Origin of the sequence: Salinivibrio sp. EAGSL (assembly GCF_013366455.1) — a bacterium.
Taxonomy (GTDB): Bacteria; Pseudomonadota; Gammaproteobacteria; order Enterobacterales; family Vibrionaceae; genus Salinivibrio; species Salinivibrio costicola.
The window spans coordinates 14,998-29,119 of record NZ_JABWMG010000003.1 but is presented as its reverse complement, the minus strand read 5'-3'; the positions used below and the strand labels follow the sequence as shown (position 1 = coordinate 29,119).

General features: G+C 48.4%; 13 protein-coding genes. 3 read left to right on the top strand and 10 right to left on the bottom strand.

Annotation, left to right across the window (positions count from 1 at the left end; translation table 11 throughout):
• Positions 1-58 precede the first annotated feature (58 nt).
• Positions 59-1,282: a NupC/NupG family nucleoside CNT transporter gene (locus HLG76_RS02595; RefSeq protein ID WP_077460139.1), complete on the top strand. Its 1,224-nt coding sequence runs from the start codon at positions 59-61 to the stop codon at positions 1,280-1,282.
• Between the two features lie 122 nt (positions 1,283-1,404).
• Complete coding sequence (yjjG, locus tag HLG76_RS02590) at positions 1,405-2,076, top strand: pyrimidine 5'-nucleotidase (protein WP_077668862.1); 672 nt, start codon at positions 1,405-1,407, stop codon at positions 2,074-2,076.
• Between the two features lie 111 nt (positions 2,077-2,187).
• Here the strand turns inward: yjjG and HLG76_RS02585 are convergent, their stop codons facing one another.
• Positions 2,188-2,493, bottom strand: coding sequence for a hypothetical protein (locus HLG76_RS02585; protein ID WP_021022504.1), 306 nt, complete (start codon positions 2,491-2,493; stop codon positions 2,188-2,190).
• 499 nt (positions 2,494-2,992) lie between these two features.
• Here HLG76_RS02585 and HLG76_RS02580 point away from each other — a divergent pair, with 499 nt between their 5' ends.
• Positions 2,993-3,433, top strand: a complete 441-nt coding sequence (locus HLG76_RS02580) for a fasciclin domain-containing protein (protein ID WP_254877611.1) — start codon at positions 2,993-2,995, stop codon at positions 3,431-3,433.
• A gap of 98 nt (positions 3,434-3,531) precedes the next feature.
• Here HLG76_RS02580 and choV read toward each other — a convergent pair whose 3' ends face one another.
• The 9 genes from choV to HLG76_RS02535 all read right to left on the bottom strand — a co-directional run bounded on the left by choV (position 3,532) and on the right by HLG76_RS02535 (position 14,031).
• The gene (gene choV, locus HLG76_RS02575) at positions 3,532-4,734 is read right to left on the bottom strand and encodes a choline ABC transporter ATP-binding protein (RefSeq protein WP_077668865.1); all 1,203 of its coding nucleotides are present in this window, start codon (positions 4,732-4,734) and stop codon (positions 3,532-3,534) included.
• Between the two features lie 9 nt (positions 4,735-4,743).
• Positions 4,744-5,586: a choline ABC transporter permease subunit gene (gene choW / locus HLG76_RS02570; RefSeq protein WP_021022506.1), complete on the bottom strand. Its 843-nt coding sequence runs from the start codon at positions 5,584-5,586 to the stop codon at positions 4,744-4,746.
• 54 nt (positions 5,587-5,640) lie between these two features.
• Positions 5,641-6,600 (bottom strand): choline ABC transporter substrate-binding protein, encoded by a 960-nt coding sequence (locus tag HLG76_RS02565; protein ID WP_241824037.1) that lies wholly within the window; start codon positions 6,598-6,600, stop codon positions 5,641-5,643.
• A 44-nt stretch (positions 6,601-6,644) separates the two neighbouring features.
• The gene (betA, locus tag HLG76_RS02560) at positions 6,645-8,345 is read right to left on the bottom strand and encodes a choline dehydrogenase (protein WP_077660936.1); all 1,701 of its coding nucleotides are present in this window, start codon (positions 8,343-8,345) and stop codon (positions 6,645-6,647) included.
• Between the two features lie 20 nt (positions 8,346-8,365).
• Complete coding sequence (betB, locus tag HLG76_RS02555; protein WP_021022509.1) at positions 8,366-9,826, bottom strand: betaine-aldehyde dehydrogenase; 1,461 nt, start codon at positions 9,824-9,826, stop codon at positions 8,366-8,368.
• Between the two features lie 53 nt (positions 9,827-9,879).
• Positions 9,880-10,482 (bottom strand): transcriptional regulator BetI, encoded by a 603-nt coding sequence (gene betI, locus HLG76_RS02550; protein ID WP_021022510.1) that lies wholly within the window; start codon positions 10,480-10,482, stop codon positions 9,880-9,882.
• A gap of 622 nt (positions 10,483-11,104) precedes the next feature.
• Positions 11,105-12,097: a cytochrome d ubiquinol oxidase subunit II gene (gene cydB / locus HLG76_RS02545; protein ID WP_101494530.1), complete on the bottom strand. Its 993-nt coding sequence runs from the start codon at positions 12,095-12,097 to the stop codon at positions 11,105-11,107.
• Positions 12,098-12,099: 2 nt separating this feature from the next.
• Positions 12,100-13,449 carry a cytochrome ubiquinol oxidase subunit I gene (locus HLG76_RS02540; protein ID WP_021022512.1) on the bottom strand — a complete coding sequence of 450 codons (1,350 nt, stop codon included), beginning with the start codon at positions 13,447-13,449 and terminating at the stop codon, positions 12,100-12,102.
• A gap of 18 nt (positions 13,450-13,467) precedes the next feature.
• Entirely contained in the window at positions 13,468-14,031 is a 564-nt protein-coding gene (locus HLG76_RS02535) for a GbsR/MarR family transcriptional regulator (RefSeq protein WP_021022513.1), read from the bottom strand.
• Positions 14,032-14,122 lie beyond the last annotated feature (91 nt).

Here is a 14,122-nt window from a genome sequence, read left to right as displayed (position 1 = left end):
CGTACAATACCGCCGCAATCGTTTTCCATCCTAAGTTTAACGTTTGCGGAGCAACATCATGCAGTTTGGCATTGGCCTTTTGGGGATTAGTGTCCTCTTCCTTATCGCGGTTGTCTTTTCGGAAAATCGCTCCGCGATTAATTGGCGCACAGTGGGAGGTGCGTTCCTAATACAAATCGTCTTTGCTGGCTTTATCATCTCTGTTCCGCTTGGTCAGCGTATTCTAGCTAACGCATCAGAAGCCGTGTCGGCGATTATTAGTTTTGGCGATATTGGCGCTGAATTTCTGTTTGGTGATCTGGCTAAGTTTAAACTTGGTTTTATTTTCGCTTTTAATGTACTTCCCACCATCGTTTTTTTCTCTGCACTGATCGCTGTGCTTTACCACATTGGGGTCATGACTTGGATCATTCGCCTCATTGGTGGCTTATTGCGCCGCGTACTTGGCACTTCTCGCACTGAGTCCATGTCTGCCACGGCCAATATCTTTGTTGGCTCCGTTGAAGCGCCGTTGGTTGTAAAACCTTTTCTTTCTACCATGACTCGCTCCGAGCTGTTTGCTGTTATGGTAGGCGGGCTCGCCTCAGTCGCCGGCGGCACCATGGTGGGTTACGCAGGCTTGGGGGTAGAGATGAAATACCTGATCGCGGCTGCGTTTATGTCGGCACCTGCTGGGTTAATGATGGCCAAAATAATGGTACCGCAGACCGAATCCCCCATGAATCATGCTCAACACCAAGCGCTCGAAGACGATCAAGATAAACCAGTGAATGTGATTGATGCTGGCACGCAAGGCGCCTTGAGTGGCTTACAAATTGCGATGGCCGTGGGGGCCAGCTTACTCGCCGTGATCAGTATGATTGCGCTGATTAATGGTGGGTTAGGGAAACTGGGGCCTATTTTAAACTTGCCGCAACTAAGCCTTGAGTGGCTATTCGGCTACCTATTTGCACCAGTGGCTTGGCTGATTGGCATTCCCTGGCAAGAGGCGATGACAGCAGGCACCTTGATTGGTAAGAAAATTGCTGTGAATGAATTTGTGGCGTTTGCGGATTTTATGAACCTAAAAGAAGCGCTCTCTCCCCATAGCCAAGCCATTGTTACGTTTGCGTTATGTGGCTTTGCCAACCTCACCTCAATAGCAATGTTAATGGGTGGCTTGGGCGGCATTGTCCCAGAGCGCCGCGGTGATATCGCCAAATTAGGCATGCGCGCCATTCTTGCCGCAACCTTAGCCAACCTCATGAGTGCCACCTTGGCAGGGCTATACCTCTCCCTTTAATAGCAACATTACTTTGTGTTTTCGTTATTTATCACCATGGACGGTGAGTCGCTTGTGGAGGCTCGCTAGCAAACCTCTGGGTCTGTTACACTCTTTCACTTTACATTAAGAGAGTTAAATCGATGCGATATCCTTGGGTGCTTTTTGATGCGGATGAAACCCTGTTTCACTTCGATGCGTTTGCGGGACTACAACGTATGTTTTCGCGCTACAATGTCAATTTTGACCATCACGCGTTTGCGGAATACTCAGAGCTAAACAAGCCTTTGTGGGTACAATATCAAGATGGTGAAATTGATGCTCATACGCTACAAACCGAGCGTTTTACGCGTTGGGGAGAGCGTCTTAACGTGGCGCCTGCAACATTGAACCAGGGTTTTTTAGATGCAATGGCTGAGATTTGCGAACCATTGCCAGGCGCGCGCGATCTTATTAGTGCGATCAAGCCACATGCACATATTGGTATCATTACTAACGGATTTACCGCTCTCCAAGATATCCGCCTGGAAAGAACCGGGTTGAAGTCTGCGATTTCAACCTTAGTGATATCCGAGCAAGTGGGCATCGCCAAGCCGGACCCTCGGATCTTTGAACATGCCTTTGAAAAAATGGGAAATCCCCCCAAGGACAAAATCTTAATGGTTGGCGATAATCCACATTCTGATGTGCTGGGTGGCATGCGTGCAGGGATTGATACATGCTGGCTTAATAGCGATAACACACCGTCACCAGCAGGCATTACGCCAACCCATCAAGTCGAGTCACTTTTTGATCTAAAAGCATGGTTGATCTGAAAACGTGGTTGTGGTTAACCGAAAGGCATAAAAAAAGAGAGCGTAATGCTCTCTTTTTTATGCTCAATGACTCGTGGACAAGATTTGTCCACGATGGCTCACGAACAATGCTTAGCTATGGTCGCCACGTACAAAGGCTGCTTTTTCAGCGTGCTGGCCTTGATCTGTGTTAGCGACATAGTTGACTGAACGGCTGTTCTGGTTTTGTGCATGAATAAATACACGACCAGACTCGTCAGTGACTTTCGCATCCAGACCGGATTCGCTAGTCACTTTCGCACCTTCAACCGCTTGGCCTTGCTCGGTAACGGTTACCCAAGCGCCGCCTTCAGCTGGGGTGACATCGAGGTTTAAACCACCAGCCATTACAGAGGTTGAAGCGAGCGTCAGGGCGAAAATTGCTGCAAGTTTTTTCATGGTTATTTCCTCTTTCGTATCGGGTTGACTGCTATTAAACGCCAATAACGCGGATGCTTTGTCACCTCACTGTCTCTATTTTGAAAAATGGCTATTTTTTGAAAATGCTATTTTTCGCAGAAACTTGCTCACAAAGCATACTCCCTAGAATCGACAGCATGTTCGCGTTATTGCGTTGGAACGAGCACGAGATTACGCCGATAAAAGTGTGCGGACAATCACAATTATGCGAATGAGTTGTTCGAAAAATTTCACGTGAATATCAAGGTAATCAGGCGTAAAAGAAGGAATCGTGGCCAGGAATATTTTTGGCGCTGTGATCGGCTTCATCTCTCTCTTCGTTTTCTACAAGGCAGTCAATTAATCATTCCCAGGAAGTCACCAAGCGTTTGCAATGTTGCATCGCCGTCATGGTGGGGAGTAAAAAATGAAAGGGAGAACAATGATGTTAAAACACACAATGACCAAATTTGCAGTCACTGCCACGTTCCTCGCAAGCATGGGCTCCGCGGTCGCTGCTCACCATAAGGGTAATCATGATATTGTTGATACTGCGATGAAAAATGATGACTTTTCAACGTTGGTCGCAGCAGTAAAAGCCGCTGATCTGGTTGATACATTGAAAGGTGATGGTCCATTTACAGTGTTTGCGCCGACCAATGCGGCCTTTGATAAGCTCCCAGATGGCACCGTAGAAACACTGCTGAAGCCAGAGAATAAAGACAAACTAACCGATATCCTCACTTACCATGTTGTCCCCGGTAAGGTCACAGCCGAGCAAGTTATGGGTATGTCATCAGCAACCACGGTGCAAGGTAGCGATGTGATGATCAAAGTCTCTTACGGTGATGTGAAAGTGGACAACGCGACTGTGGTGAAACCTGATGTCATGGCGTCCAACGGCGTCATTCACGTGATTGATACCGTGATCATGCCGTAGTATTAATTCGGTTATCAACAAACTTCGCAATGATCAGAAAAGGCCTGCTCAAGAGCAGGCCTTTTGTATGGCTAGACATGGAGCTGACTCGTGGTGAGTTATGCCGCTTGGTCTGTGTCTTTTTTCTGAAATTTACCCAATAAAGCATGATAGAAGTCATGATCAGACAAGGTACCGAGCAATTCACCATTTTCTACCAGCAATACAGGCGTATTGGTGTTATAGCGAATTTCAATCGCGTCACGCATCTCAATATCGGGTGAGGCCACAACAATGGTGTTATCGCCAACTTGTGAGAAATCGAGCGTGTCTTTGTCCCACGCAACCACACGCAATGGTTGATTGCCCGCGGTTGCAGAGAAAGTGCCACCTTGCTCAGCCGTGACCCAGATTTCACGTCGATCACAGATTTTCCAACGATTCTCAACGCGCGTTAAGTTATCAGCCGTTTTCATCATTGAGCGTCCTTTTAAGACATTCAATGGGTTAGTATGAGCCACAAAGTCACGGACGTAGTCAGTTTCTGGACGTAATACAATGTCTTCCGGCTTGCCATGCTGAATCAATTGGCCCGATTCCATAATCGCAATGTTGTTACCAATCTTCAACGCTTCATCCAAGTCGTGACTGACGAACAGAATGGTTTTATTGAGTTTTTTCTGTATTTCTAACAGCTCATCTTGCAACTGGGCTCGGATCAGTGGGTCAAGCGCAGAGAAAGGCTCATCCATCAGCAATATATCGCTGTCCATGGCAAAGGCCCTTGCTAAACCAACACGCTGCTGCATACCACCAGACAGTTCATGAGGATATTGGTTAGCCCACTCATCTAGACCAACGAGCTCCAATTTCTCAAGCGCTTGCTTGCGGCGCTCTTTTTTGCTGATCCCCTTCATTTCCAAGCCAAACGCCACATTGTCGACAACCGTCATCCAAGGCATCAAGGCAAATTTTTGGAACACCATAGAAGCACGACTGGTGCGCAAGTGACGCAATGTCTGCGAATCAACAGTCGCCATATCGACCATTTGATCGCCGTCGCGGACTTCGAGGCTACCACGACTAATAGGGTTTAAGCCGTTAACTGCACGGAGTAAGCTCGATTTACCTGAGCCTGAAAGGCCCATGAGCACACAGATTTCGCCTTCTTTAACATTGAGCGATACATTATCGACACCGACAACTTGTCCAGTTTGTTCAATAATTTCTGACCGAGAAAGGCCTTTATCCAACAGATCAAGTGCTGGCTGTACGTTATCGCCAAACACGACATCTAAATTTTTAATTGCGATTGCGTCCATGGTTACCTCTTATTCGTTGCCTTGGTTGGGTGCTTTACACAAGCGGTCAAGAATGATGGCGACCAATACAATCGCAAGACCCGCTTCAAACCCTTGAGAAATGTTCACTGTATTCAGTGCACGGACAACCGGTTTACCCAGGCCATCAGCCCCCACCAGCGCAGCAATAACCACCATCGACAGCGACAACATAATACACTGAGTCACACCTGTCATAATGCTTGGCAATGCCGCCGGCAATTCCACTTTAAACAACAACTTCATACGAGTGGCACCAAATGCACGTCCCGCCTCGACCAATTCTTCAGGCACCCGCGTGATCCCTAGATACGTCAGGCGGATTGGCGATGCGATAGCAAAGATAATGGTCGAAATAAGGCCCGGAACAATCCCTAAACCAAACAACACCAGCGTTGGGATGAGATACACAAACGGTGGTACAGTTTGCATTAAATCGAGCAATGGCCGCATAAAGGTGTATACCAAAGGCCGGTGCGCCGCCATTATCCCCAGCGGTATGCCAATTAATACGGAAATCGTTGTCGCGGCAAAAACCAGAACAAAGGTTTCCAGCATCTCTTGCCAGTAGCCCAGGTTGAGGATCAACAAGAGCGCACTCACAACAAAGATCACGATAGAAATTCGACGTTGCAGGTACCAAGCAAGGGCCGCGGTCATAAGAATCGGACCAGCTGCTGGCATCCATTTAAAAATATCGACCAATAGTGTGATGCTAGTATCTAACCCAATTGAAATCGCATCAAAAAAACCGGCGGCATTCATGGTCAACCAATCAACACCGCTTTCCATCCATTGACCGAGTGGGATCTTGTTATCTGTAATAATATTCACAATAAAACCTTAGGGGCGGCGTTAACACCGCCCTCTCCTTCTACACTTTTATAGTTACGCTTCAGTCTTTTTTAGGTATTCAGTGACCGCTTCAACAGCGTCTTTACCATCAACTGTGGTGACACCGTCTAGCCACTTGTTCAACACACTTGGGTTGTTGCGTAGCCATTCACGTGCAGCCATTTGTGGCTTCTCACCGTCGTTGAGGATTTTGCCCATCATTTCGTTTTCCATCTTGAGACTAAACTCAAGATTCTCGAGCATTTGACCCACGTTTGCGCACTGCTCGACATAGCCGCTACGTACGTTGGTATGAACCGTGGCACCACCATAGTTCGGGCCGAAGTACTCATCGGCACCAGATAGATATTTCATATCAAAATTGCTGTTCATTGGGTGCGGGGCCCAGCCGAGGAAGGCAACCCATTTGTCACGACGAACGGCACGTGAGACTTGCGAAATCATGCCCGCTTCACTGGACTCGATTAGGCGGAAATCACCCAGATCAAAGTCGTTGGTGTCGATCATTTTTTGAATTTGCGTGTTGCCATCGTTACCGGGTTCAATGCCATAAATGCGTGAATCAAATTTGTCAGCATATTCCGCGATATCTGCAACACTAGTCACACCGGCATCGTACACATATTTAGGCACAGCTAAGGTGTATTTTGCCCCCGTTAGGTTAGCGCGAACGCTATCGACAGTGCCGTTATCAATGTACTTCTTAATATCGCCTGTCTGTGTTGGCATCCAGTTACCGAGGAATACGTCGATGTCGCCCGACGCCAGTGATGAGAAGGTCACAGGCAGTGACAGTAAATCTGTCTCTGTGGTGTAACCCATGCCTTTAAGCACTTCCGTGGTGATAGCCGTCGTTGAAGTGACGTCTGTCCAACCGATATCCGAGAAACGCACGGTTTCACACTGATTCGCTGCAGCGCCGAACGCCATCATTGAGCTCAGGCCAACGGCAGTCATTAGCGTTTTGGTGGTGTTACGTTTATTCATTGACATATTAGTTTCCTTGTAATGCTTACTAATTAGTTTCTAGTGTGTGCTCACCCTTGGGTGGCATCGTCACTCTGCGCGTTTTGATTGCGTTGCTTGTCTTGCCACTCAGCCGCAATCCATACTGGCACCTGCTCGGCAGGTAAGAGTGGCTTCTCAAGGATCATGTCAGCGGCGCGCTCCGCTACCATGATGGTTGGGGCATTCAGGTTGCCATTAGGAATCGTCGGGAAGACAGAGGAGTCCACCACGCGCAACCCTTGAATTCCACGCACACGGCATTGCTCATCGAGCACCGCCATTGCGTCGTCTTCGGCTCCCATTTTGCAAGTACACGATGGGTGATAAGCACTTTCCACATTCTCTTTCACCCAACGATCGATCGCTTCATCCGACTGAACATCCTTACCCGGCTGGATCTCATCACCACGGAATGCGTTCATCGCGTTTTGATCCATAATTTCGCGGGTTAAACGAATGGTGTCGCGCCAATCTTGGCGGTCTTGCTCAGTCGTAATGTAATTAAATAAAATTGCCGGCTTAGCATGCGGATCGGCAGACTGAATCCGAACATGGCCGCGACTTTCTGGTTTATTAGGGCCAACATGCACCTGGAAGCCATGGCCATCAAATGCCGCTTTACCGTCATAACGCATAGCAGCAGGCAAAAAGTGATACTGCACGTTTGGCCACTTCAGTCCTTCGCGTGAGCGAATAAAGGCGCAAGATTCAAAATGGTTGGTGGCACCCAAGCCTTTACGGGTCAGGATCCACTCGGTACCAATCATGCCTTTGCTAATAAGGCCCAGTTTGCTGTTCAGCGTGATGGGTTGCTTACAATGGAATTGAAAATACACCTCGAGGTGGTCTTGCAAATTTTCACCGACGCCCGGCAGCTCGTGCTGAACATCAACACCTGCACTTTCGAGCACGTCACGCGCACCAATACCGGATAGCTGTAAAAGCTGAGGCGACCCAACAGAGCCGGCACTGGAGATCACTTCTTTATCCGCCATCACATGCTCAATGTTGCCGCCTTTTTCAAATTCCACACCGACAGCACGCTTGCCTTCTAGCAAGATACGGCGCGTCACCACGCCTTTTTTCAAGGTGAGGTTGCTACGCTTCAAGGCACGGCGCAGATAGGCGTTTGATGTTGAGGCACGCACACCTTTATCGACGGTCATGTGCATTGGGCCAAAGCCTTCTTGCTGATAACCGTTGTAATCTTTGGTTTCTGGATACCCAGCTTCCACCCCTGCATCAATAAAAGCCTGATACAATGGGTTTAATTTCATGTCGTTACCGTTGCAAGTGCCGACAGGACCGTTACCACCACGGTAGGTATCTGCCCCGCCTGACCAACTTTCAGCACGCTTAAAGTACGGCAAGCAGCTAGCGTAATCCCAGCCATTGGCACCGTGCTCAACCCACTCTTCATAGTCACAAGCGTGACCACGGACATACACCATGCCATTAATCGATGAGCTGCCACCGAGCACTTTACCGCGGGGACAATGAAGTTCACGTCCATCAAGGCCTGGCTCTGGCAATGTTTCGAACTGCCAGGCATAGCGCTTGGTGTTCATAGGAATCGACAAAGCCGTCGGCATTTGGATAAAAATACTCTTATCGGTACCGCCCGCTTCAAGCAGTAGCACTTGATGTTGGCCAGATTCGGTCAGCCGATCGGCCAATGCGCAGCCGGCCGAACCCGCGCCGACGATAATATAATCGTAGCGTTGTGACATATTGGTCGCTCCGTTAGAAATTAGGCGTAAGGGCTGGCGAAGTCGCCAAGCTCAATCAGGACACTCTTGGTTTGGGTATAATGTGTGAGGGTTTCGACACCATTCTCACGACCGACACCTGAGTGTTTGTAGCCACCAACTGGCATTTCTGCGGGTGAGTCACCCCAGGTGTTGACCCAGCAAATACCGGCTTCAAGCTGATGAATAATGCGGTGAGCACGCGATAGATTCTGCGTAAAGATACCTGCCGCTAAGCCATAATGGGTATTGTTGGCACGGGCAACGACTTCTTCCTCATCAGAAAAACGCAATACCGACATCACGGGGCCAAAGATCTCTTCACGCACGTGCGCCATGTTGTCATCACAGTCTGTAAAGATGGTTGGCGCGACAAAGTTACCCTTATCAAGCCCGTTCTCAGTGACGCGGTAGCCACCGGTCAGCAAGGTTGCACCGCTTGCTTTTGCCGTTTCAATCGCCGTCATCACTTTATTAAGGTGTTCAGTCGAGATCAGCGCACCGACCTGGGTGTTCATATCGGTTGGGTCACCGATAACGAGCTTTTCTGTACGCGCTTTCAGTTGCTCAACGAAGGCGTCGTAAATGCTGTCGTGAACAAATACACGGGTGCCGTGTGTACACACTTCGCCTTGGGTATAGAAGTTCGCGACCATAGCTGCCGATACCGCATTATCAAGGTCTGCATCATCAAACACGATACAAGGTGATTTACCGCCTAGCTCCATAGTGACCGACTTGAGTGTTTTAGCCGCGTCACCCATGACCGTTTTACCGGTTCCGACTTCACCCGTGAACGAGACTTTGGCAATCTCAGGGTGTGCAGTCAGCATTTGGCCCACACGGTAGTCACCTTGAACCACATTAAACACACCGGCTGGCATCCCTGCTTCGGCAAAAATTTCTGCCAGTTTTAAGGCGGTTAGCGGTGTTTCTTCGGACGGTTTAAACACCATAGCGTTTCCCGCTGCCAATGCTGGTGCTGACTTCCACATCGCAATCTGGATCGGATAGTTCCATGCACCAATGCCTGCACACACGCCAAGTGGCTCACGACGGGTATAGAAGAATTGGTTTTCAGAAAGCGGTTGTTGCTCGCCCTGCATGGACGGGACAAGATTGGCGAAATACTCAATCGCATCCGCACCGGTGACCACGTCAACCTCGACCGCTTCTTGCATCGGCTTACCGGTGTCGAGTACTTCGAGCTTCGCTAATTCATCATTACGCTCACGTAACAGGGCAACGGCTTTTAGTAGAATACGGCTACGCTCCATCGCTGTCATACGCGACCAAACTGCAAAGCCTTGTTTGGCAGCATCGACAGCCGCTTGTACATCGTCTGCCGAAGCTTGATCAATTTGTGCAAGCGTTTCACCCGTGGCCGGGTTGACGGTTGCAAAGTGCTCACCACTGGTTGCAGCGGTCAGTTGCCCATTAATAAATAGCGTTTTCGCGTCCATAATTAATCCTGAATTCTTTTGTGTTCGAGTGTATATGTCAGGCGTTTGCGGCCTTAGCTCTGAGGACGACCATAAAAGGTCAATTGCTTATCCAAATAATCATTGATGATGGTCCGAGCGTTGTTGGCATCAATACCTTTAGGGTTCAATGCACCGCGCAACCAAATACCATCGATCAACGCCGCAATCCCCTGAGCGACCATCACCGCCTGATCAAGCGGCAATAATGCACGTAGCTCAATGCGCAAATGCGACAGTAGGCGCTTTTCGTTCACGCGTTGTAAACGGTATAATTCATCGTCATGCATGGCATACGACCAGAACGCTAACCACGTTTTAACCACATCAGATTTGGCCTGAAACCCTTCAAAGTTGGCGTTAATGATCGCGTTGATGCGCGCCTGATGGTGGTGGCGTGGGGTTTCGCGCAATGCGCTAATCACCGTTGCCGATAGCTCACGTAGAACCACGCGCATGGTTTCTTCTAGCAAGCCATGCTTACCACCAAAATAGTGGTTAATAATGCCTGTTGATACGCCGGCTTCCTTACTGATCAAAGAAATCGTGGCTGCATGCAGCCCTACTCGACCGATGACCGTCATCGTGGCCTTAACCAGCTGCGGTTTCCGTACTTCCGGCATCCCTACCTTAGGCATTACGTCTCCATTCGTTTTTTTAATTGAACGATTAGTTAAAGATAATCTTACACGCTAATCATTAGATCTCAAACATTATTTTTAACCAATTCGCTACACCCCACCCCACGAAAAAACAGCTAGATAAAGCAAAAACAATGATTTAAGTCAATTTTAACTTCACTCTTTTGTCACCTAATTGTTTGTACTGATAGCAGTATTTATCACCAAATCGCTCAATAAATGACCGCAAATACAACTATCACAAGCGATTATTAAGGGTCATAAACAAGAGAAGCGCTATGATTTAGCCTGACTCATTACCAGCGACATCATCATCAAAAACGCTAAAAAGCGTAAAAAAATAACGAAAATCCGCTCATATCGCCGATCATCAGATAAAATAAGACAAAAATGGAATCGAGCACCAAGCTCTAACGTAATGGTCTCAGAAAAAATCAAGTCTTTGCTTGATAGAAAGGAGGGCTAATCCAGCGAGATGTAATATTTAACGCAGCCAATGTTTAGGGTGACTATCTTTTTTTGCGTTAATGACAAATATGTAGGGATAAAAAAGCGCCCAGGCCATCACAAGATGGACTGGGCGCTCATAAAACAGTTAAACGGCTAACGGTGAGAGAGATTACTCGTAGTTAAGATCCGTTGCTTTACCGGAGAACACACGATAGACAAACACGGTGTACAAGAAGATCATCGGCAACACAAACATGGCACCATAACCCACAATCAATAAGGTACCTGGTGCACTCGCTGCCTCTTGTGCTGTCATTACTCCTGGGACGATGTCCGGAAAGAAACTATAGGCCAAGCCAAAAAAGCTTAATGCGAACAAGAATATCGCGCCAATGAATGGGAATTGGTATCCCACGTCATTTTCAACCGGTACATGGCGTAAATATCGGTCGACCAGCACCATAATCGCCAGACACACTAATGGAACGGGGGCGAGCAGCAAGATCTCAGGGAAGCCAAACCAACGCGCGGCAACCGTTTCACTTACCAGTGGGTTCACAATGCTAATGGCTAAGACGCCTAGCGCGGCTAACCAACCACCACGACGCGACCATTTAGCCGCTCGCTTTTGTAAATCGCCTTCAGTCTTCATCACCAGCCAGGTTCCGCCGATATAGATGTAAGCTGCGGTCACACAAAGGCCACTTAATAAGGCAAACAAGTACGCCCCGATGCTTTCATCAAATGCCAACACATAACGGCCTATCATGTAGCCTTGGGTCATCGCTGCAATAAAAGAGCCGGCTTTAAAGCAACGATCCCAGAGATCTTTGCGTTCAGGCCGCACCTTGGCACGGAAATCGAAGGAGACCCCGCGCAAGATTAATCCCGCTAACATCACTGAGGTCGGCAAGTATAGCTCAGTCAAAATCAAGCTATGTGCGGTTGGGAATGCAATCAACAAAATACCAACCGCCAACACTAACCACGTTTCGTTGGCATCCCAAAAAGGGCCAATCGATGCAATCATGCGATCGCGCTGTGCTTGGTTACAGCTCGGGAGCAACATGCCAACCCCGAGATCGTAGCCATCTAATACGGCATACATAAATACCGTAAACCCAAAGAGCAATAGATAGATTTCAGGTAAATGTGGTGTGATGGTCATACGTTCACCTCTTTAGTTGACTGCGCGGTGTTTGCGTCGTCAGATTGATACTCTGGCAAACGTTTTTTCGCCAAGAAGAACAGGGTTCGAATATAGGCCACCATCAACACGGCATAGAGGGTGAGATAGATGGTTAATGAAATCCCTACATTAGAACTGGCGACTGTCGTCACCGCATCCGCCGTCTTCAATACACCTTGAACAAGCCAAGGCTGACGACCAATCTCAGTGACATACCATCCCGATAAGGTAGCGACCCAGCCTGAGAAGGTCATCGCCACAAGCCCCATCAGATGCCACTTAGGCATTGGCTGGTTTCGCCATACACGGTACGCGGTGTACCAGCTCACCAGCAACATGAGCACACCTACGCCTACCATGATTCGAAAACCAAAGAAGAGTGGTTTCACCGGTGGATGATACTCAAAGCTTTCCAAGCCTTTGATTTCACCATCGAGTTTGTGAGTCAGAATCAAACTGGCCAGATTCGGAATACCGATTTCATAGTCGTTTGAACGTGTTTGTTCGTTAGGTACCGCAAAAAGCAGTAATGGCGCGCCTTGCTCGGTCTCCCAGACCCCTTCCATCGCCGCAATTTTCTGCGGTTGATGTTCTAGGGTGTTTAACCCGTGCATGTCGCCGATAAAGATTTGCAGTGGGATCAAAATAGCGGCCGCCGTAATCCCCACTTTCAGTGGCTTGTCTGATACACCGGACGTGGGTGATTTCAATTTCTGATAGGCGGAAATACCGGCAATTAAGAAAGACGCGGTCAGCCCTGACGCTAATAGCATATGGCTTAAGCGATACGGCATTGATGGGTTAAAAATAACCTCGAACCAGCTGGTTGGGTGGACCACCCCTTCAATGATCTCAAAGCCGGTTGGTGTGTGCATCCAGCTATTGAGTACCAGGATCCAAAAAGCAGAAATCGTGGTACCAATCGCCACCAGCAAAGTTGCCAGCGTATGCACCCAGTTAGGCACCCGGTTTTTACCGAATAACATCACACCGAGGAAGGTCGCTTCCATGAAAAACGCCGTCATCACCTCATAGCCCAATAAAGGACCCGCAATGTTGCCCACTTTTTCCATGAAGCCCGGCCAATTGGTGCCAAACTGAAAACTCATGGTGATACCAGAGACCACCCCAAGCGCAAAGGTCAGCGCAAACACTTTGACCCAGAAATAATAGGTGTCGAGCCAAATTTGCTCACCCGTGCGATTGTGTCTGAATTTGAAAAACACCAGCATCCATCCGAGTGCAATCGTGATGGTGGGAAAAAGAATATGGAAGCTGATGTTGGCCGCAAACTGCATTCGCGACAACATTAATGTATCTAACATGACATTACCCTCAGGACGTTACTTACCCGATTCTTCGTTGGACTTGCTGTGAAACAACTTGCCCGACAGCTCAAGAAGCCGACCGACACTGCTACCCAGCTTCATCAAATTTTTCAGATGTTCAGGTTTCATTTGCTGCACATCATCAAACCAATGGTTGAACAGCTCCAAAAGATCGTGGATCTCATGTAACTGCGTCACCGCGTGACTGTCTGCGTCGTCTTCGCTTCGCATAAAATGTGAACGCAACATCGATAAGGTGGGGTCGACTTCTCGCTTTTTCCTTTCAGCAAGCACCTGCTGCGCCAACTCCCAGATAGTGCCATTGGGCACGAAGTAATCCTTTCTATCTCCGGGGGTACGCTGTGAACGGATTAAATTCCAGCCTTGCAACTCTTTGGTTGCCATACTGACGTTGCCGCGAGAAATGTTGAGTGCAGACACAATGTCGTCAGCGCTTAAAGGATGTTCGCTTAGCACAATCAGCGCTAGCATTTCACCGACTGAGCGATTAAAGCCCCAACGGCTTCCCATCTCACCAAAGTGCATCACGACGTTGCGTAATTCTTGTGACAACTCCATTTTGATCTCCCTCACAATGCGTCTGAGGGATAATACGGAGTTTCTTTGCGTGAGATCAATGAAAATTTGGAATTTTCAGAAATTATTGAAA